Genomic DNA, 18,904 nt, shown 5'->3' with positions numbered 1-18,904 from the left:
TCATTGACTTCGAAAAGCGTCGACAAGGCTCCCGACGCCTTTCGAACGATCGGCGAGCTATCCGCCGAACTCGGCGTCGCGCAGCATATATTGCGCTACTGGGAAACCAAATTCCCGCAGTTGAAGCCGCTGCAGCGCGCCGGCAACCGCCGCTATTATCGCCCCGCCGACGTCGCCTTGGCATGTCGCATACATCGCCTGCTTCACCTCGAAGGCTATACGGTGAAGGGCGTTCAAAAACTGCTCCGCGAGAAGGGCGGCTCCACTTCCGAGCTGCTCGCTCCGCCGCCCGCCGCTTTCGTCCCGCAGTCGGCATCGGGGATCGATACCCCCGTCCCCGCCGAGCAAGGCAACATGGTTGATGTCGGCCGCCTGTCCGCGATTCGCGACCGGCTGGCTGCCGCGCTCTCCGGCTAAGCCAAATCCTTGGGACTGATAAAGCGGATCAGCCGCCCGCTCGCCTTTCCGGCCTCTCGCCATTGGTCGATCGTCAGCTCGGTCTCGGCCAGCGCCCCCGTAGGATAATCGCCGATCCGCTCGCTGGCCGCGAGTCGCGCCGCCAACAACTCGATGCCAGGATTATGGCCGACCAGCAGCAGGCTGCCGACATGATCTTCGATCTCCCGCACCAGGTTTAATAGTTGGCCGGTCGAGGCGTTGTAGAGTCGCGGGTCGAAGCGCGGCACAAGCTCCCCCAAGGCTTCCACTGTCTCGGCCACCCGTCGCGCCGGACTCGCCAAAACCAGGTCGAAGTTCAGGCCAAGCCGGCGAATTTCCTCGCCCATACGCAACGCATCCTTGCGTCCCCGCGCGCTGAGCGGCCGCTCGAAATCTCCGCCAGGCGAATCCGCTTCCGCCTTGGCATGTCGAAGCAGGATCAATCGTTTCATGATGCACCTTCCACGGTCTCCGGGAGGGAAACGCCAACCGGGCTGAACAGCTTCGCCCTGACCCGTTGCAACGCTAGGTCGAGCGGCATCCGCGACACCATGACCTCGGGCGGGAAGGCGCTAAGCAGCCGCGACGGCAGCGCACTCGACAGGATCACGAACAACCCCTTGTCGCCTTGCCGCCGAACGAGCCGCCCGAACGCCTGCGCGAGGCGCGCCTTGACCACCCGGTCGTCATAGGCGCTGCCGCCATTGGCGAGCCTGCGTGCCGCGTGGAGCACGGTCGGCCGCGGCCAAGGCACTCGTTCCATCACTACCAGCCGCAGCGATTCGCCCGGCACATCGACCCCGTCGCGCAGCGCATCGGTGCCAAGCAACGAGGCGTGCGGATCGTCGCGAAAAATGTCGACCAAAGTGCCGGTGTCGATCGGGTCGACGTGCTGGGCGAGCAACGGGAGACCAGCCCGCGCCAGGCGGTCGGCGATCCGTGCATGGACCGCGCGCAGCCGCTGGATCGCCGTGAAGAGCCCCAACGTTCCGCCCTCGGCCGCCTCGATCAGCCGAGCATAGGCCCCGGCCAGCGCAGCAACGTCGTTTCGCCCGATATCGGTGACGATCAGCACTTCGGCTTGCGCCGCATAATCGAACGGGCTCGCCGCCTCGAAATAGCGGGTCGGCGCGGCGAGATGCGCTGCGCCGGTCCGCGCCTCGGCGCTCGGCCACCCTTCCGCCCCGCGCAGCGTCGCCGAGGTCACCAGTACGCCGTGGGCGGGCTCGAGCACCGCCTTGGCCAGCGGCCGCGTCGGGTCGAGCCAGTGGCGATGCAGCCCCATGTCATATTCGCGCCCCTCGACCCGGTCGATCGCCAGCCAGTCGACGAAATCGGGATCGGCGACCCCGCCGATCCGCCCAAGCAACCCGATCCACGCGGCCAGCGTCTCGCGCCGCCACGCGAGGCCACTGATCGCGCCTTCGACCCGTGCCCGCGCCTGCGAATCGAGCCAGTCGGGCGCATCCTCGAGGATCGCCTCAAGCCGCCGTGTAAGCGCGGCAAGCGGCTTGGCAAGCGCCTCCAACCCTTCCATCGCCGCCGCCGCCGCCGACACCAGATTGCCGTCGGGCTCGGCTACCTCGGTCTCCAAGCCGTAGCCCGCCTCTTGCGCCTTGGCGCGCGCATAGACCGTGCCCCGCACCTCGTGGAGCAGCCGCTCGACCGGCCCGAACGGGTCGCCGTCGCTCAGCCGTTGCAGCCAACCGTCCGATGGCAGCGCCCGCGCCGCCTCGACCGCCGCATCGAGCGCCACATTCCCCTGATCGTCGTATGAACAGACATCGAGCAGCCGCGCCGCCAGCCCGCGCCGCCGCCCGCGCGACTTGCCTTCCGGCCCGACGATCCAGCGTCGCATCTCGATCGCTTCCTGCCCGGTCAGCGCCGCCGAAAAGGTCGAATCGGCGGCGTCGAACAGGTGATGCCCCTCGTCGAACAAAATTCGCGTCGGCGCGTCGGGACGCCCGCGCGCGGCGTTGACCATCACCAGCGCATGGTTGGCGATGACGATGTCGGCCTCGCGCCCGGCCCGCTCGGCGCGCTCGATGAAGCATTTGCGATAGTGCGGGCACCCGGCATAGACGCACTCGCCGCGCCGGTCGGTTAGCGCCGCCGCGCCAGCCCGCCGGAACAGGCTCGGCAGCCAGCCTGGCAAATCGCCGCCGACCATGTCGCCGTCCTTGGAATAAGCCGCCCACCGCCCGACCAATTGTGCCAGAATCGCCGCCCGCCCCAAGAACGCGCCCTGCATCGCATCTTCCAGGTTGAGCAAACACAGATAATTTTCCCGCCCCTTGCGAATGACGATGCGTTTCTTGCGCTCCTCGGGGTCGGCAACGATCCGCGCGCTTTCCGCGTCGAGTTGCCGCTGCAGCGCCTTAGTAAAGGTCGATACCCACACCGTCCCGCCCGCCTTTTCCGCCCACAACGCGGCCGGCGCGAGATAGGCGAGCGTCTTGCCGATCCCGGTCCCCGCTTCGGCGAGAAGCATGTTCGGTTCGCCAGCAACGCGGCGCGGCGCGAAAATACTGGCGACCTCGCCCGCCATCGCCTTTTGCCCCTCGCGCGGCTCGGCACCGTCGCCGGTCAGTTCAGCCAGCTTCAACTCGGCCTCGCCCGCCCCAATCGAAATGGTTCGGGGCGGCGGGCGTTCGGCATTTTCTTCCCATTGCGGCAGCCGCGAAAACAGCATCCGCTCGCCTCGCTCGGGCTGCTTCAGTCGCTGCCCGACGAACGGCGCCCAGCTCCAGCCGAGCCGGACCAGCGTCGCGTTCACCGTCCACGCCCCTTCGCGCTCGGCCCAATCCGCTCGTTCCAGATCGCCCAGCAGCGCCCCGGCGATCGCGCCCAGCGTCCCCGCCGCCTCGGCATCGCTCGCCGGCACGGCCACACCGACCGCCCGCGCCAGTCCCGGCACCGTCGGCACCGCGAACCGCGCCGGGTGGACGAAGGCGAACAGTTCCAGCAGGTCGAGCCCCGACACGTCGGGCGTCCCCAACCGCTGCCCGACCAAGGGCGCGTTGAGCAGAATGTGCGGCGTCTCCGCCAGCCGCCCGATCGCCTCGCCGCGTGCCGCCTCTCGCACCTCGCCGCCCGCCGCGATCCAGATGCCGGCATGGGTTGCATGAAGCGCGGGAAGGAGCAAAGGAGCGGCCACGAACAAGCATTGGCCGCGCCGGAACGAAAGGGCAACAGTTGAGCACCGCCGAGATCCGCGCCGCCGCCCTGACGTCCAAGGCATGGCCCTATGAGGAAGCGCGCAAGCTGTTGAAGCGCTGGCCCGATGGTAAGCCAGATGGCGCCCCAATCATTTTTGAAACCGGCTACGGTCCCTCCGGCCTGCCGCACATCGGCACCTTCAACGAAGTGTTGCGCACGACCATGGTCCGCCACGCATATGAGGAGCTTACCGGCGCGCCGACCCGGCTAATCGCCTTCAGCGACGACATGGACGGGCTAAGGAAAGTGCCCGACAATATTCCGAACGGTGCGATGCTGGCCGAGCATATGGGCCGGCCGCTGAGTAAAATCCCCGATCCGTTCGGCACACATGACAGCTTCGCGGCGCACAACAACGCCTTGCTTCACCATTTCCTCGACCAGTTCGGCTTCGACTACGACTTCGCCTCGTCGACCGACTATTACGCTGCCGGCCGCTTTGATGACACTCTTCGGAAGGTGTTGCGCCACTGGGACGACATCCTCGGCGTGATGTTGCCGACCCTGGGCGAGGAACGCCGCCTAACCTATTCGCCGGTGCTGCCGATCTCGCCCACCTCGGGCCGCGTGCTGCAGGTGCCGGTGACGGTGGTCGACGCCGACGTCGGCACGATCGCCTTCACCGATGAGGACGGAACGCAAATCACCCAGTCCGCGCTCGGCGGCCTCGCCAAGCTGCAATGGAAGGTCGACTGGGCGATGCGCTGGGTCGCGCTCGGGGTCGATTACGAGATGTCGGGCAAGGATTTGATCGATTCGACCACCCAGTCGGGCAAGATTTGTCGTATCCTGGGGGCCCGTCCGCCCGAGGGTTTCAATTACGAGATGTTCCTCGACGAAAAGGGCGAGAAAATCTCCAAGTCGAAGGGCAACGGCCTCAGCATCGACCAATGGCTGACTTATGGCAGCGAGGAGAGTCTGTCCTTTTTCGCCTATCGCGAACCGCGCAAGGCCAAGAGCCTGCACCTCGGCGTCATCCCCCGTGCGGTCGACGAATATTACCAGTTTCGCGGCAATTACGCCGCGCAAGCCATCGAACAGAAGCTCGGCAACCCGGTCCACCACATCCACGGCGGCAAGGTGCCGGCGGCAACGCTGCCGCTGACCTACGGACTGCTGCTCAACCTTGCCTCATTGCCGGGTGTCGGCGACAAGGCGACCGCCTGGCGCTTCGTCCAGCAATATGCCCCCGGCACGTCGCCCGCGACCGACCCCGAGCTCGACAAGCTGATCGGCTTGGCCGTCAATTACGCGAGGGACTTCGTCGCCCCGACCCTCAAGCGCCGCGCCCCGACCGAAACCGAACGCGCCGCCCTAGCCGACCTTGACGCCGAACTCGCCAAGCTCTCGCCCGACACTCCCGCCGACGAAATCCAGAACATCGTCTTCGAAATCGGCAAGCGCCACAATTTCGACCCGCTGCGCACCTGGTTCCAAACCCTCTACGAAACTCTGTTAGGCTCGTCCCAAGGCCCCCGAATGGGCAGCTTCATCGCGCTTTACGGCATCGACAACAGCCGAAAGCTGATCGCCGAAGCTCTGGCGGCGGCATGAGAGTGTTGAAATTCGCTTGCCGTCATTCGGACGGCCACGGCGGATAAACCACCGGCTTATCGCCGAACCGTCGCTCGATCACGCGCGGGCGCCGGTCCATTTCCGTTTCCTTGGGATCGATCTCATCTGGAAATTGAAATTGCACATCGAATTTCCTGCCCTTGATCTCATACTCCATCACTGCCCAGCGCTTCTCAGGCTCCTCGGAGTTCCAGACTTCCCACACAAGGTCCCCGAGTTCCGATGTAGGCGAGTAATAACGAACCTGGTCGCTTTCCTCCTTGAACACCGCAACGGCATACCAGCCTTCGCCCGCCTCAGCATATAGGAACATCCCATCCGGATCGCCCTCGACGTGGCGCGCCAACTCACCTCCTATATCCGCGAGAACTGGACCTAGGGACTCGTCCTTACCGTCGCGCTTGTCACCGTCCGAATTTTTCATTTGGAAACCCCCGGATAAACTCTTTGCCATCTACAATCGATCTGACCGTGAGCTTGTAAGGACGCATCGAGGTTCCGCGATAGTCCGGGGTGATATCGACGAACACGCGTTTACCGGATCGAGTGGCCTGCGCCCACTGGTTTTCGAGAGACCGGTAAGCTCCGCGATTGAAGTTGGCGTCCTGTGCGAAATGGTTGAACCATTCACGCGAGCCGTTGAATCGGGCGGCAATGAAATGGCCACCATCGTCACTATTACGGCGATCAGGCTTGCCTGCATTCGACTGCGCGCTCCGCGACCGCGGTTGTGATTGCAGCCGGATTTCACCCGCTACTCTTCGCGTACGCGCATGCGCATCCAATTCGTAGCTGTAGCCGTTCTTGTATATTGTGAGCCGAGTGCGTTGCTGCTTTCCCGGAACTCTAGCCGACGACGAAGGTCGTTTGAGCGTGACTCGATCAGTTGGCCGAGCAACTCCCCTTCCTCTCGTGCCACTCTCAGCCGGACTCTGGCCGACAGCGTCCCACGACCCGCCTGCTCCGCCGCCGCCAAAACTGCCACCGCCGCCGCGAAAGCCAACCGGCCGATTCGCGACCTGGTCCGATCGGATACTGCCTCCGAAATGTCGCCCCTGACCCGCGAAAGTGAAGCGGCCGTCCTCCGGGTCGTGCCATGGGTTGAACTTGGTCTCGACTGTAGCCGGCGGCAGAGCAATTCGGCGACCGCTGCGCAAATAGAACTCGAATGGAGACACCCGGCCCCTCCTCATAGGGATTAAGCGGTGTCCATCCGAATCCTAATTGTCAAGAAAAACGAACCAAATTGGTTCATCAGGCAAATTCACGCCGCCTTCTTCGCCGTCATCCTGGCGGCCATTTTCCGTTCCGGACCGCAAAAGGCGTCGGTCATCAGCCCCTAGGCGTGAGGTCATGGACGTCGAACTTCGGCCCACGCTCGGCCGCCACGGCCCAGGCACGGGGCTCGTCGAACGTCGTTTACATTTTAACCGATGCGATCAACATCGTTGACTACTGCATTTTTTCTGATTCTAGCAGGCGCAGTGATCGGGTAGAGAGGGAGCGCGCCATGACTTCTCCAACAATCGACGACGGAACGCGGCCGCGCCATTGGCGAAGCATCGCCGCAGTGCTGGCGGGACTCATCACAATCTTCGCCCTGTCGCTTGGCGTGGACCAGCTTCTCCACGAGCTCAACGTCTATCCGCCGTGGGGTGAGCCGATGAACGAAACCGGCGATAATCTGCTGGCGCTCTCCTACCGCATCGTCATCGCGGTTTTCGGCAGCTGGCTAACCGCGCGCCTTGCGCCTTCAGCGCCCATGCGCCACGCGCTCATCTTAGGCGGCATCGGCGTCGTGCTGACCGCGCTTGGCGGGTTTGCCGCGGTCAGCATGGGCATGGGGCCGGCCTGGTACCCGATCCTGCTCGCTCTCAGCTCGATCCCCTGCGCCTGGCTCGGCGGCGTTCTCGCCCGGCGCCCCAAAAGTTAGGTTTACAAACTGGGACACGACCAATTCGGCTGATCGCTGAGGCGCTGACCACGGCGGACGAGGGCTAGCGGAGTTCGGTGAGCGCGGCCTCGGCGCTCTTGTCCACTCCCGCAAGACGGAGCGCCTCGTCGAGCGCCTTGTCCGCGGGCACCTCGATGTCGGGCTTGACGCCGGTCCCTTCCCAGCCCTCGCCGGTGTCGGGGTCGAACGTGCGGCCAACCGGGATAAAGGCGACAAAGCCACTGCCGATCGGTTGAAAACCGCCGTAGTGGCCTGCCCCGTAGGTGCTCTCGCCGATCAGGGTAGCGCGATGCGTGCGCTTCAGCGACAGCGAAAGATGCTCGCCCGCCGAGCCCGTGCGCTTCGATACCAGCAAATAGACCTTCGCGTGGCCCAGCTCGCCCTGATTCTTCGCCGGGACAACATAATGCTCGCGGCGAACCACGCCCACCGGACCGGCGACCTTGCGCATGAAATTCTCGGTCTTGCCGCCCGTGCGCTTATCGACCGCGACGCGTGTGTCCATGTCCACCAGCACCGTTTCCCTCGGAAAGATTTGCGGGAACAGGACATTCATTTCGGCAAGCCCGCCCCCGCGATGGTGCCGAGCGTCGATGATCAGGGTCTTGGCGCCACGGTGAGCGACAAGGAACGTGCGCAGGTCGGCCATCGTCGCGTCATTGCCAGGAAATCCGGCAAATTCGATGAAGGCAACGCGGTCGGCAAGCCAGCCGGACTTGACCACGGCACTGCTCGTCGGAAGCTGGCGCAGTTCGCGCTTGCCGCCTTCATCCGGCCGGGTCGCCTTCAGGTGAAGGTGCCCGTCCTTGTGGACTGCCTGAAGATCGGCAGTGACGGCCTTGGCGAACCTATCGGCGTCGGCGAAATTCGCATACTTCCCTGCCGCAAGGTTCAAGCGCAGCATTGCAGCATATTGCTTGGCGATGTCGGGGAACACGAAATTGTCCTCAAGCTTGGTCGCGAGATCGCGCACCACGCCTTCGGCTTCGGATTTCACGAACGGAATCGTCGCTGGTGCGGTCGGCGGGACGGCGGGCGTCGGCGCTGATTGAGTCTGCGCGGTCGCGGACGCGCCGATCAACAAGATCAAGGCGGCGGGGAGCAGGGGAAGACGGATACGCATGACTTAAACTCCGCATAAGATGGGCCCGACAAGGTTACCCAAAACCCCTCGCCAAAACCGCGCAATTTTGGTGCGCGGGGCGCCAGAATTTGGCAGGCTCCCAAATATGCTGGACGATTTCGACCTTGCCCTGCTCGACGCGGTTCAGCGCGACGACGGACAAAGTGCCAATATGCTCGCCCAACGCGTGCCGCTGTCGCCATCCGCCATTGCCCGTCGCCTCCGCCGGTTGCGGGGTGAGGGGTTCATCGCCCGGACCGTTGCCCTGTTATCGCCGCGTCTCACCGCCGACCGATTGCGAGCGGTGGTGTTCATCCAGCTCAGCGAGCATGCCGACCATGCCGGCAAGGCCGCGCTTCATCGCCGCTTGGTCGAAAGCGAGCCAGTCCAATTTTGCTTCGACATGACCGGCGCCTTTGACATTCTGATTATGATCGACTGCGCCAATATGGCCGAATTCAACGCGCTCACCGACGCTGTCTTGGTCGCCGATCCGACCGTGCGCCGCTACGAAACCAGCTTCGTCAAACGCGAAGTCAAATTCGCCCCCTTCGTCCGCCTTTCAGGATAGCAAGGGGTCGCGCTCTAGTTTGTCGCAAGCGAGGCTCGAAAAAAATAAATGGCGCAGAGCCGCGGAAGAAAAGGAGCAACCTCTCTGCGCCTCCGCGCCTCCGCGCGATCCATTTCGACGTTGGGAAGATGTCACTCGAAGACGCAAAGGCACGAAGGTCCTTTTCCCTCCGCGTACTTAGCGGCTTCGGGCGATCACCCAAAAAACAGCTGGGAATGTAGGATTTCATTTGCCAGGCTGGATTCGGCTCTTTCTCAAAGCGAACCCAAATCCACCTGTCCGACGGCACGCGCGATCGGCCACAGAATCGCATCATCAACTGCGGCTGGATCGCTGAAAAGAAGGGGAAAATACTGACAAAATTCCCGAAGTTGATACAAATAGGATTTCAAGCCGCCAGCGTATCAACTTCGACGCAAAACCGCCGTTTTTATCCGCTGCCGCAGGGCCGCCTCAGCTCAATGACGTGCTCGCCGCGATCCATGCCTCAATCTTCTTCTCGAGGATCGCCAGCGGCAACGCGCCGGTCATCAGCACCTGGATCTGGAGGCCGCGAATGTCGAACTTGTCGTCAAGCTCGGTCTAGGCTCTTTTATTGGTAGCTTTCGCTGGCTTGGCTTTCATCGCCGCCGCCGCCGATACCGCTGTTTCGATACTTGCCGATACGACGCGCCTGACGCGCGTAAATCCCTGATCCATCAAGCGACCCCCCCTGCACCCATCCGAGCGAAATGGAGTTAGGACAGGATTTCAGCGCGTACAAGTTGCCTTTACTGCGCCCGGCGGCTCGCGATCCACGCGTCGACCTTCTTCTCGAGGATCGCCAGCGGCAGAGCGCCGGTCATCAGCACCTGGGCATGAAATTCCTTGATGTCGAACTTGTCGCCAAGCTCGTCCATCGCCTTTTTGCGTAGCCGCTGGATGGTCAGCGCGCCGACCTTGTAGGCGGTCGCCTGGCTGGGGATGGCAATGTAGCGTTCGACCTCGGCGGTGGCGTCGGTCCTCGACATGCCCGAATGGCCGAGCATGTAGGCAATCGCCTGCTCACGGGTCCAGCCCTGGGCGTGGATGCCGGTATCGACCACCAGCCGCATCGCTCGCAGCATCTCGTCGTTGAGCGTGCCGAACCGCTGATACGGATCCTTGTAAAAGCCCATGTCGTAGCCGAGCGTCTCGGCATAGAGCGCCCAGCCCTCGGCATAGGCGGTATTGCCGCCGAAGCGCATGAACGGCGGCAGCGCCTCATTCTCCTGCGCCAGGCTGATCTGGAAATGGTGGCCCGGCTCGCCTTCGTGGAGGAACAAGGTGGTTTCCTGCCACGTCCCACGCGCCGGCAAATCATAGGCGTTGTAATAGAAGGTGCCGGGCCGCTTGCCATCGGGCGTGCCCTGTTCATAGCTGCCGCCGGCCTGGAATTTTTCGATGGTCGGATCGTAGGGGCGAATCTCCAGCTTGGCCTTGGGCATGGTCGAGAAATATTGCGGCAGCAGCGCCTCGACCTTGGTGCCGATCGCGCGATAGTCGTCGCCCAATTGCTCGCGGCTCTTCGGCTGAAACTGTTTGGCGGTGCGCATATAGTCGAAGAATTTGGGTAGCGTGCCCTTGAACCCGACTTCCTTGCGGACGTTTTCGAAGCCTTCGGTGATCCGCTCCACTTCGCTCAGGCCGAGCGCGTGGATCTGCTCCGGAGTCATGTCGAGCGTGGTCGTCGATCGGACATTGTAGCGATAGAGCGCGTCGCCGCCCTTCATATATTTGAGCCCCGCGCCGTCACGCGCGCTAGCGAGATAATCGTCGCGCAGATATTTGCGCAGGCGCGTGATAGCCGGGAACAGCTGACCGCCGATCATCGTCCGATAGTCGGCGGCCAGACGCGCCTTGTCGGCCTCGCCGAAGCTCGCCGGGAATTGCTTGATCGGTCCGTAGAATTGAGAGTCCTCGGGCTTCTTCGAAAGCTGATTGTCGAGCTGCTCGATGACATTGCGGATGGTCAGCTTGGTTTCGACCACGCCCGCCGCCTGGCCTTGCTTGAAACGAGCGATCGCCTGGTCGATCCACCACACATAGCCGGCGTGGCGCTTCAGATTATTGTCATAGTCGGCGACGGTATTAAACGGCGCGCCGCCCTTGCCGCTGGAGAAAGTCGGGTAAAAGGTTTGCATGCCGAAGAAGTGATTGAGCGGCCGGACCTTGCTGACGTCGAGATATTGCGGCTGCAGGCCTTCGAGGGTGTCCTTGGTCGAAAATTCGAACACATCGTAAGCCAGCTGATCGGTCAAATCGAGTTCGCCGCGATTGATTGCGTGCAGACGATCGAGGTCGGACTGCGCGGTCACGCGCGAGGCGTCGTAATAAGCATCGGTGATGCCGTCGCCAAAACGGTCGGCATAACGCAGGTCGCCGCGGAAGATGGCGCTGATCGGGTTGAGCTTGAGCTGTGCCTCGTCGCTGTCCTTGAACAGGCGGAACAGCCGGGCGTGCGCGCTTTCGACCGCGACCGCGGGAGCGACTTCGGCAGGCGCGATGACCTCCGTGACCGGCGCCGGTGCGAGGGTGGTCGCGCATGCCGACAATGCCATCGCGGCGGTCGAGATGGTAAGCAAAATCTTGGCGGTCATAACGGTCCCCGATGTGCGGCACTCGGCGCGCCCCGACTGAATCGCAGAGGGGCGTCGCGGCCATCCCGCAACGCCCCTTCGACCAACAGGCCGGCTTCGTCTACCAGAAGAAGTTGTTGATCACGTCCACGACTTGGCCGGAGTAGATATTCACCAGCAGCGCGTCGTCATAATAGCGCACCCAACGATACGGGCCATACGCCGGCGGCAAGCGATACCGCCACGGATCGTTCAGCCAATAGCTGGAGCCGTAATAGCTCGGCCACAGGTTGAACCCGATCGAGAAGCGACGATAGCCATAGCCATAGGGGTCGTAATAGCTGCCAAAGCGGAAGATCGACCGGTTACGATCGCGATACCGCTGCCAGTCGTACGAGGAGTTGTTCCTCCACCTCGTGCTCCACTCCGCATGGCCGCCGTAGTGCTCCCTGTTCAGATCGCGATGGAAGGCCCGATCCTCGCGCGCTGTCGGGTTGGTCGCGTGAAAGGCGCCATGCTCGGTCCGCAGATCGTTATGATAGTCGCCGTGAGCCCCGCGGTCGCGGTCGCCGTTCCAGGCCCGATGTTCGCTCCGATGCTCCCGGTCCTGTTCGCGATGAAATTCCCGATGCTCTCGGCGGTTCGGATCGGCCGTATGAAAGTCGCGGTGCTCTTGCCGCAGGTCGCGATGAAGATCGCGGTGATCGCCCGTCGATTGATTATCGACATGCTGGGGAGCAAGCACGACCTGCTGCTGAACCGGCATCTGGCGCTCGAAGCGTGGCTCGTCCGAGGTCCGTTCGCTTCGCTCGATCCGCTGCATCCGTTCGACGCGCACCGGACTCTCGGTGCGTCCCTGATCTTGCTGCGGACTGTCATCCGGCGAGGCGGATTGGTCGCTTTGCTCTGCCCGCGCCTCGCCGAACCGATTGACCAGGCTCCCGCGATCCTTCGCGGCCGCCGCAACCGGCATCACCGCGCCGGCCAACAGCAAGGGAAGAAGAAATCTACGCATCAGCCACTCCGCTCCCGCAAGCGACTTCAAGAGTCGTTGGGCGGAATTTGTGCTTCGTCAGATGAGCCGTTGCTGAACCGTGACGAACTGTCCTGCCCAGGGGCCAACTCCTGAGAGGTCGGCGCAAGCGGGGCGGCGACGGCGACGGCGCGGGCGATCGCCTTCATCATCCGCACGGTCGCGCCGCAGCGGCAGATATTGGGCAGGCTCGACAATTGCTCGGGCGACGGACTCGGCGTCGCGCGCATCAGCGCGACGAGTGCCATGATGAAACCGGGGTCGCAGCGGCCGCACTGGCTGACCTGCTCGCTGGCCCAGGCCTGCTGCAACGGGTGCGCGCGATCGGAGGCAAGGCCCTCGATCGTGGTTACGTCGGCGCCTTCGGCGACGGCGATCGTCAGTTGGCACGACAGCACCGCTCGCCCGTCGACGATCACGGTGCAGGTGCCGCAGTCGCCGCTGTAGCAGCCATGTTTGGCGCCAGTCAGGTTGGACGCATCGCGCAATGCGAACAGCAAGGGCGTCTCGGGATCGAGTTTGTAGCGAATGGCCTCGCCGTTGATGGTCATGCTGGTCATGCGCAGCCGACTCTAAGCGGCCTGGTTGCGCTTGCAAAGCGGCGGCGGGCCGCCATGATGGCGGTCATGGGGGTTATCGCGACACGACTGGGCCAGATCGGCATCCTCGACCAAGGGAGCGGCGATGCCCCGCCCATCCTGTTCCTCCACGGGGTCGGGTCCGACAAGTCGGCGTGGGCGCCGCAACTGGCCCATTTCGGCGCCACCCGCCGCGCCGTCGCGCTGGATTATCCGGGCTATGGCGAGAGCGATTTTCGGGCCGGCGCGACGCGCGATGATTATGCCGCGTCGGTCCTCGCCGCGATGGATGCGCTGAGCGTCGAACAGGCGCATCTTTGTGGCCTGTCGCTCGGCGGGGTGATCGCCATAGCGGTCCATGCCGCGGCCCCCGGGCGCTGCGCATCGCTGATCATCGCGGACAGTTTCGCGGTCCACCCCGACGGTCAGGCGATCCACGACCGCTCGGTCGCGGCCAGCGAGACCATGTCGATGCGGGCGTTGGCCGAGGCGCGGGCGGGCACATTGGTCGGCAAAGCGGCGAGCGAGGCGCTTCGCCAAGAGGTGATAGACACGATGGCGGCGATCGACCCGGCCGCCTATCGCATCGGCGCGGCGGCGGTATGGCTGGCCGACCAGCAAGCGCGTGTCGCGGCGATCGATGTACCGGCGCTGATCCTTGTCGGAGATGATGACGCGATCACTCCTCCCGCCCTTTCGGAGCGGCTTCATGATCTGATAGCGGGCTCGCGGCTCGAGCTTGTCGAAGGCGCGGGGCATCTCTCAAATCTTGAGCAGCCCGATGACTTCAACCGACGTATCGACTGCTTCCTGACTGCGATCGAGCGGCGGGAAAAAGATTACCGGCTTTTTAACCATGTGATTTAAGATCGTTTTTTCCTTGTCCTGCGAAAAGCGGGGCATGGACAGAATCCCGCATCGCATCGTCCGCAGCATCTGGGCCGGCGTCGCCCTGACCGCCTTGCCGGTCGCCGTCCAGGCGCAAGTGATCGATGCGTCCTACCGCCCGGTGTCGAAGGCCGAGGCGATCCTCGGCGCCCCGAGCGCGCTCGCCGCCCTGCTCGCGCAGCAGTCGGGCCAGCCCGCCGCGCCGGCGGTTCGTGCCGTTTCGCCGGCCAGCAAAGGCGCCCTTTTTCGTCCGGCAGCAATCAGCAATTCGCGTCCTGCGGTATCGTCCGAGCGGCCCGATATTTTCAACAGCGTCGCCTTGACGATCGGCCGTAGCCCGCTCGACGCGCGTTGGGGGCATGTCGCCCATGCCGGGGTCAGCGGCACCGCCGCGGCCTTTGCCGCCTCGTTGCGCGGCGCTTCGACAACCCGGAAGCTCGAGGCGGTCAACGCCTATGTCAACGCGCGCGTCCGCTTCGTCGACGACCGGGTCCAGTTCGGCACCGCCGACCGCTGGCTGGCCGCATCGGAAACACTCGCTCGCGGACGCGGCGATTGTGAGGATTATGCGATTGCCAAGCGCGCCATGCTGCGCGCCGCAGGTTTCGTCGACAAGGACCTTTACCTGGTCGTCCTGAAAGACCTGACCCGGCGCGCAGATCATGCCGTGCTTGTCGTCCGCGCCGCGGGTCGTTTTCTGGTGCTCGACAACGGCACCGACCGGATCGTGGATTCAAGCAGCGTTCAAGATTACCGACCGGTGCTGACCTTCACCGCCGGCCGTACCTATACCCATGGCTATCGCCGCGACCTGCCGCCGATAACCTACGCGGCCTATGAGTCGCCGTCGCAGCCGATCGTGCTGGCCGACGCCCGGTTCGAGCCGGCGTCGGGCGAGGCCGACTTTCCCGAGGTCGTGCGCAGCAGCGTCAACCTGGTGCCATCGACTGTCACTCTGTAAGGATCAGCGCTCGCGCAGTGCGTCGCTGCGCGCCTTCAAAACCGGCTTGAGTAAATAGCTCAGCACGCTCTTCCGGCCAGTGATGATTTGCGTGTCGGTGATCATGCCCGGCGTGATCGGCAACCGCCGTCCGGCCGCGACCAAATAACTGCGCTGCGTTTCTACGATGACCGTGAAATAGGCCTGGCGCTCGACATCGTCGTAAATGCTATCGGCCGACACCTGGACTACCCGCCCGTCGAGGCCACCATAGGTTGAAAAGTCGTAGGCGGTAACCTTGACCAGCGCCTTGTCGCCAACCTTGATGAAGGCGATGTCGCTCGGCTTGATGCGAGTTTCGACGAGCAATTTGTCGCCCATCGGCACGACTTCCATGAGCTTTTCGCCGGCCTGAACGAACCCGCCGATGGTCGTCACCTGCAAATTATTGACGAAGCCGTCGGCGGGTGAGCGAAGTTCGCTTCTTCCCAGGCGGCCGCGCGCGCCGCGCAGCGACTGTTCGTTGACCGCGATCTTCTGGTTGATCTGGCTACGCTCGCTAAGGGCGTCCTGGCGAAAGGTGAACTGGGCCTCGCTGGCCTGACTCAGCGCCTCGCTAACCGCGGCGTGGGCGCGCCCGGCCTGCTCGCGTGCGCCAGCGATGCGGCCTTGAAGGTCGATCACTTCACGCCGGGCGGTAATCAGCTCGGTCTGGGGCACGATATTCTTGGCCGCAAGCGGTTCGAGCATCGAAACCTGTTTCTGAGCCAGCGCCAGGCTGCTGGTCAGGCTGGAAATCGTGGCGTTTGCCTCTGCCGCCTCGCGACGGCGCTGCTCGGCGGACGAACGCAAGGCGGACACCCGGCTGCCCAGAGCATCGCGCCGGACCGCGCTCAGCGCTGCCTCGTCGCCGGCCAAAGCTCCGCGCGAATTATTGCCTTCCGACGACAAGCGAGCCGAGCGCTCCTGCAGCGATTGGGTTTCGGCCTCGATCTGTCCAAGTTCCGAGGAGCTTTGCGTGTCGTCGAGCCGCGCCAGCAGCTGGCCGCGCCGCACCCGCTGGCCCGATCGGACCAGCATTTCGCGGACCGTTGCCGGCTCGGCGGCTTGGATCAGCTGGACCTTGCTCGACGGGATGACCTTGCCTTGACCGGCTGTGACCTCGTCGACCTTGGCGAGCATCGCCCACAGCAGGAACAGCGCGAAGCCGACTGCGACCGAGACGATGATCAGCCGCGCCCCCGTTAGGGGCTCGCGTCGGCGGCTGCTGGGTCCGCTGATGAAAGGGATCGAGGCCATCATGATATCCTTGAAACCTAGCGCGCGGCCAGCACGGTGGCCGGCGAGGCCGGCGCGGTCGCGGCGAGTTGTCCAGTGGTTGACTGCTGTTGGGCGATAGCCCTGGTTGCCGATCCGGTGTCGGACGGCATCGGGATATTGAGAGTCCAGCCCTTGGTCGTGTCGAGCAGGCCGCCGACGTCGTTGGGCGCGCGCGCTACCGGCGCGCTGGCAGTCGTGGCATCTTCAATCGGGACTGCGGTTCCGTCGGTCAGCACCGCCTGGCGAAGCGGGGGGCGCAGCGACAGCGGATCGGCCGGCTCGCCGATGTAGCGGCCGGTAAAGGCGGCGGTCGATCCCCAGGCACCGGGCCAGCGATAGAAGATATGCGCGCCGATCTGCGAAATTTTGGCGAGCATCGGCGCCCAATATGGCGCGACATAATTGGCGTGATAATGGGTCGCGGCGCCGACCGATTGTTCGACATAGCCACCGAGCGCCGCCGCGGCCACAGTCTCGGCTTGCTTCCACGCCGCGAGCGCGGGGCGGCGGTAGAGCGAGCCGTCGCAGACGAAGCTGAACTGGCAAACGGGCGCGCGCGCGCCCTGGTAGACGACGCCGCAGACCGATTTAGGAAAAGCCGGGTGGCGCATCCGGTTGAGCACCACCTGGGCCACCGCCCGACGGCCGGAAAGCGGTTCGAACCCGGCTTCGTAATAGACCGCCTGGGTCAGACACAGCAGCGCGCGTCGATGGTCGAGCGGGTCGGAACCCGAAAGGTCGAACGGCCGCGCGGCCGTGATCGGCGCGGTGCTGAACGGCATCGAGGCGTTGATGAGTTGGGCCTCGGCGCCGACCGCGCGCGCCGCGGCCAGATGCTCGCCGGACGTCGCGGCCACCAGTTGCGCGGCCTTGCCCGGCGCGATCAGCGATATCGGCGAGGTCGCTTCAACCGGGCCGACGCGCAAGCCGGCGCCTCCTACCAGTCCGCCCAGAACGGCGATGGCCATGACTGAGGCATGGCGGCGCGATGGCACAAACCGAGGGGTGAGGGAGATCATTGGCTCGCCTCCTTCTTGTTCGCTTCGGCGAGCTTGCGCATGACTTCGTCGCGCGGCCCGTCGGCCAGGATTCGGCCGCCGTCGATGACGATCAGCCGGTCGCAGATGCTCAGCATGTTGTGCCGATGGGTTGACACCAGCAGCGATTGATCGGGAGCGAGCGCCGACTTGAGCTTGTCGATGAAGTAAAGCTCGGTTTGCGTATCCATCGCCCCGGTCGGCTCGTCGAGAAACAGCATCTTCGACGGTGAAACCAGGGCGCGCGCCATCACCAGCAATGATCGCTGGCCGCCTGACAGGAGGGAGCCGCGCTCGCCGACCGGCCGGTCGAATCCAGCGGCGTCGCGCGACAGGAAGATGTCGGCGCCCGAGCGGACCACTGCGTCGATCAACTGCTGATCGTCCGCGCATGCCGCGCCAAGCATCAGATTGTCGCGGACCGACCCCGAAAACAGGTCAGCATCCTGGCCGACGAAGCGGAAACTCTCGCGCAGCTGATGGGGATGATATTGTCGACTGTCGAGGCCGTCGACCAGCATTTCCCCGTCGGTCGGCGCGTAAAGCCCGCACAGCATCCGCCCGAGCGTCGACTTGCCCGACGCCACCCGGCCGATGATCGCGATCCGCTCGCCCGGGCGGATCGACAGGTCGAGCGCGCTGAGGCTGTCGGCGCTGGCGCCAGGATAACGGAAGCTAGCCTTTTTGAGCTCAAGATGGCCGACGCGGATTTCGGGAACGATGCTGCGTGCGGCGACCTGCCGCTCGTCATTGGCTTCCATCATCCGCTGCAGCGAATCGAGGGTGGTCAGCGATTGGCGCGCGCGGGTGACGAGAAAGGCAAACTGGCCGATCGGCGACATCGCCCGCCCTGCGAGCATGACGATGGCGATGATCGCGCCCATCGTGATGTGGCCCTCGTTGAACAAATAGAAGCCGCCGATCACCAGCCCGACGCTGATCGCCTGCTGACAGCCCGACGCGAGATTGACCGCGACCGAGGTCAGCCGGCGCATCTTTTCCTGCGTCGCGGCGGACATCGCGGCGTAGCGCCGCCAGCGACCGAGCATCTGTCCTTCGGCGCGCGCGGCCTTCAGCGTCTCGATGCCCGAAATCGATTCGACCAGCACGGAATGCTGCAGGGAGCTGTCGGCCTGGGCCTCGATCGAGGTGCGCGCCATACGGCGTTGAAGCACCACTCCGGTCACCAGCATCGCGACGATGCCGACCAAGGGCACGAACACCAGCGGCCCGGCAATGATCGCGATGAGCACCAGAAAGATGACAAGAAAGACAATATCGACCAGCAGGACGACCGAGGTCGAGGCGAAGAAGTCGCGGACGCCCTCATATTCGCTGACCCGCTTGGCGAACGCGCCGGTGCTGCCCTGGCGGTCGGCCATAGGCAGGTTCATCACTTTTTCGAATAGTTTCTGCGAATATTTGGCGTCGAGCCGACGACCGATTTCGTCGACCAGCTGCGACCGCGCCAGGCGAAGCACAAAATCGAGGCCGAGCGCGAGCGCCACGCCGATCGCCAGCACCCACAAAGTCGGGATGGCCTTGTTCGGGATCACCCGGTCGTAAACGTTCATCGTGAACAGCGGCACCGCGAGCGCCAGCAGGTTGACGATCAGCGCGGCCAGCAGCAC

General features: G+C 64.2%; 18 protein-coding genes. 6 read left to right on the top strand and 12 right to left on the bottom strand.

Annotated features, from left to right (window positions below; translation table 11 throughout):
- The first annotated feature begins 3 nt into the window (after nt 1-3).
- Complete coding sequence (locus H0W65_RS06155; protein ID WP_294005294.1) at nt 4-417, top strand: MerR family transcriptional regulator; 414 nt, start codon at nt 4-6, stop codon at nt 415-417.
- On the opposite strand, the gene H0W65_RS06150 is transcribed toward H0W65_RS06155, so the two are convergent.
- A complete protein-coding gene (locus H0W65_RS06150) occupies nt 414-890 on the bottom strand; it encodes a histidine phosphatase family protein (RefSeq protein WP_294005292.1) in 477 nt (158 codons plus the stop codon). The genes H0W65_RS06155 and H0W65_RS06150 overlap by 4 nt on opposite strands.
- On the bottom strand, nt 887-3,595 hold the full coding sequence (locus H0W65_RS06145; RefSeq protein WP_294005289.1) for an ATP-dependent DNA helicase: 2,709 nt from the start codon (nt 3,593-3,595) through the stop codon (nt 887-889). The genes H0W65_RS06150 and H0W65_RS06145 overlap by 4 nt, the downstream gene beginning before the upstream one ends.
- A gap of 38 nt (nt 3,596-3,633) precedes the next feature.
- On the opposite strand from H0W65_RS06145, the gene H0W65_RS06140 reads away from it, so the two are divergent.
- Entirely contained in the window at nt 3,634-5,211 is a 1,578-nt protein-coding gene (locus H0W65_RS06140) for a lysine--tRNA ligase (protein WP_294005286.1), read from the top strand.
- Nucleotides 5,212-5,233: 22 nt separating this feature from the next.
- Here H0W65_RS06140 and H0W65_RS06135 read toward each other — a convergent pair whose 3' ends face one another.
- Nucleotides 5,234-5,656 (bottom strand): hypothetical protein, encoded by a 423-nt coding sequence (locus H0W65_RS06135; protein ID WP_294005283.1) that lies wholly within the window; start codon nt 5,654-5,656, stop codon nt 5,234-5,236.
- Nucleotides 5,637-6,410: a DNA/RNA non-specific endonuclease gene (locus H0W65_RS06130; RefSeq protein WP_294005280.1), complete on the bottom strand. Its 774-nt coding sequence runs from the start codon at nt 6,408-6,410 to the stop codon at nt 5,637-5,639. Before H0W65_RS06130 ends, H0W65_RS06135 begins: the two co-directional genes overlap by 20 nt.
- A 332-nt stretch (nt 6,411-6,742) precedes the next feature.
- Between H0W65_RS06130 and H0W65_RS06125 the strand changes: the two genes are divergently transcribed.
- On the top strand, nt 6,743-7,165 hold the full coding sequence (locus tag H0W65_RS06125; protein WP_294005277.1) for a hypothetical protein: 423 nt from the start codon (nt 6,743-6,745) through the stop codon (nt 7,163-7,165).
- A gap of 64 nt (nt 7,166-7,229) precedes the next feature.
- On the opposite strand, the gene H0W65_RS06120 is transcribed toward H0W65_RS06125, so the two are convergent.
- The gene (locus tag H0W65_RS06120; protein WP_294005274.1) at nt 7,230-8,309 is read right to left on the bottom strand and encodes a S41 family peptidase; all 1,080 of its coding nucleotides are present in this window, start codon (nt 8,307-8,309) and stop codon (nt 7,230-7,232) included.
- Between the two features lie 106 nt (nt 8,310-8,415).
- Here H0W65_RS06120 and H0W65_RS06115 point away from each other — a divergent pair, with 106 nt between their 5' ends.
- Nucleotides 8,416-8,880, top strand: coding sequence for an Lrp/AsnC family transcriptional regulator (locus H0W65_RS06115; RefSeq protein ID WP_294005272.1), 465 nt, complete (start codon nt 8,416-8,418; stop codon nt 8,878-8,880).
- A gap of 592 nt (nt 8,881-9,472) precedes the next feature.
- Here the strand turns inward: H0W65_RS06115 and H0W65_RS06110 are convergent.
- The 4 genes from H0W65_RS06110 to H0W65_RS06095 form a co-directional block, all read right to left on the bottom strand.
- Nucleotides 9,473-9,643, bottom strand: a complete 171-nt coding sequence (locus H0W65_RS06110) for a hypothetical protein (protein ID WP_294005269.1) — start codon at nt 9,641-9,643, stop codon at nt 9,473-9,475.
- A gap of 7 nt (nt 9,644-9,650) precedes the next feature.
- Nucleotides 9,651-11,498, bottom strand: a complete 1,848-nt coding sequence (locus H0W65_RS06105; RefSeq protein WP_294005266.1) for a DUF885 family protein — start codon at nt 11,496-11,498, stop codon at nt 9,651-9,653.
- Between the two features lie 100 nt (nt 11,499-11,598).
- A complete protein-coding gene (locus tag H0W65_RS06100) occupies nt 11,599-12,465 on the bottom strand; it encodes an RcnB family protein (RefSeq protein WP_294005263.1) in 867 nt (288 codons plus the stop codon).
- A 53-nt stretch (nt 12,466-12,518) separates the two neighbouring features.
- Nucleotides 12,519-13,070, bottom strand: a complete 552-nt coding sequence (locus H0W65_RS06095; RefSeq protein WP_294005260.1) for a (2Fe-2S)-binding protein — start codon at nt 13,068-13,070, stop codon at nt 12,519-12,521.
- 66 nt (nt 13,071-13,136) lie between these two features.
- Between H0W65_RS06095 and H0W65_RS06090 the strand changes: the two genes are divergently transcribed.
- Nucleotides 13,137-13,955, top strand: a complete 819-nt coding sequence (locus H0W65_RS06090) for an alpha/beta fold hydrolase (protein WP_294005257.1) — start codon at nt 13,137-13,139, stop codon at nt 13,953-13,955.
- Nucleotides 13,956-13,989: 34 nt separating this feature from the next.
- Entirely contained in the window at nt 13,990-14,937 is a 948-nt protein-coding gene (locus tag H0W65_RS06085; RefSeq protein WP_294005254.1) for a transglutaminase-like cysteine peptidase, read from the top strand.
- 3 nt (nt 14,938-14,940) lie between these two features.
- Here H0W65_RS06085 and H0W65_RS06080 read toward each other — a convergent pair whose 3' ends face one another.
- The 3 genes from H0W65_RS06080 to H0W65_RS06070 form a co-directional block, all read right to left on the bottom strand.
- On the bottom strand, nt 14,941-16,218 hold the full coding sequence (locus H0W65_RS06080; protein WP_294005251.1) for an HlyD family type I secretion periplasmic adaptor subunit: 1,278 nt from the start codon (nt 16,216-16,218) through the stop codon (nt 14,941-14,943).
- Between the two features lie 14 nt (nt 16,219-16,232).
- Nucleotides 16,233-17,204: a cell wall hydrolase gene (locus H0W65_RS06075; protein WP_294005248.1), complete on the bottom strand. Its 972-nt coding sequence runs from the start codon at nt 17,202-17,204 to the stop codon at nt 16,233-16,235.
- 47 nt (nt 17,205-17,251) lie between these two features.
- On the bottom strand, nt 17,252-18,904 hold a 1,653-nt coding region (locus H0W65_RS06070), incomplete at its 5' end, for a type I secretion system permease/ATPase (protein ID WP_294005245.1).

Origin of the sequence: Sphingomonas sp. (genome assembly GCF_013816785.1) — a bacterium.
Lineage (GTDB): Bacteria > Pseudomonadota > Alphaproteobacteria > Sphingomonadales > Sphingomonadaceae > Sphingomicrobium.
The sequence above is the reverse complement of the archived record's forward strand: the minus strand, read 5'-3'. Positions and strand labels throughout refer to the sequence as shown.

Bases quoted from the DNA above. Each gene is read 5' to 3' on its own strand.
- H0W65_RS06120 (WP_294005274.1), bottom strand. From the start codon at position 8,309: ATGCGTATCCGTCTTCCCCTGCTCCCCGCCGCCTTGATCTTGTTGATC.
- H0W65_RS06150 (WP_294005292.1), bottom strand. From the start codon at position 890: ATGAAACGATTGATCCTGCTTCGACATGCCAAGGCGGAAGCGGATTCG.
- H0W65_RS06115 (WP_294005272.1), top strand. From the start codon at position 8,416: ATGCTGGACGATTTCGACCTTGCCCTGCTCGACGCGGTTCAGCGCGAC.
- H0W65_RS06135 (WP_294005283.1), bottom strand. From the start codon at position 5,656: ATGAAAAATTCGGACGGTGACAAGCGCGACGGTAAGGACGAGTCCCTA.
- H0W65_RS06080 (WP_294005251.1), bottom strand. From the start codon at position 16,218: ATGATGGCCTCGATCCCTTTCATCAGCGGACCCAGCAGCCGCCGACGC.
- H0W65_RS06075 (WP_294005248.1), bottom strand. From the start codon at position 17,204: ATGGCCATCGCCGTTCTGGGCGGACTGGTAGGAGGCGCCGGCTTGCGC.
- H0W65_RS06090 (WP_294005257.1), top strand. From the start codon at position 13,137: ATGGGGGTTATCGCGACACGACTGGGCCAGATCGGCATCCTCGACCAA.
- H0W65_RS06125 (WP_294005277.1), top strand. From the start codon at position 6,743: ATGACTTCTCCAACAATCGACGACGGAACGCGGCCGCGCCATTGGCGA.
- H0W65_RS06085 (WP_294005254.1), top strand. From the start codon at position 13,990: ATGGACAGAATCCCGCATCGCATCGTCCGCAGCATCTGGGCCGGCGTC.
- H0W65_RS06095 (WP_294005260.1), bottom strand. From the start codon at position 13,070: ATGACCAGCATGACCATCAACGGCGAGGCCATTCGCTACAAACTCGAT.
- H0W65_RS06105 (WP_294005266.1), bottom strand. From the start codon at position 11,498: ATGACCGCCAAGATTTTGCTTACCATCTCGACCGCCGCGATGGCATTG.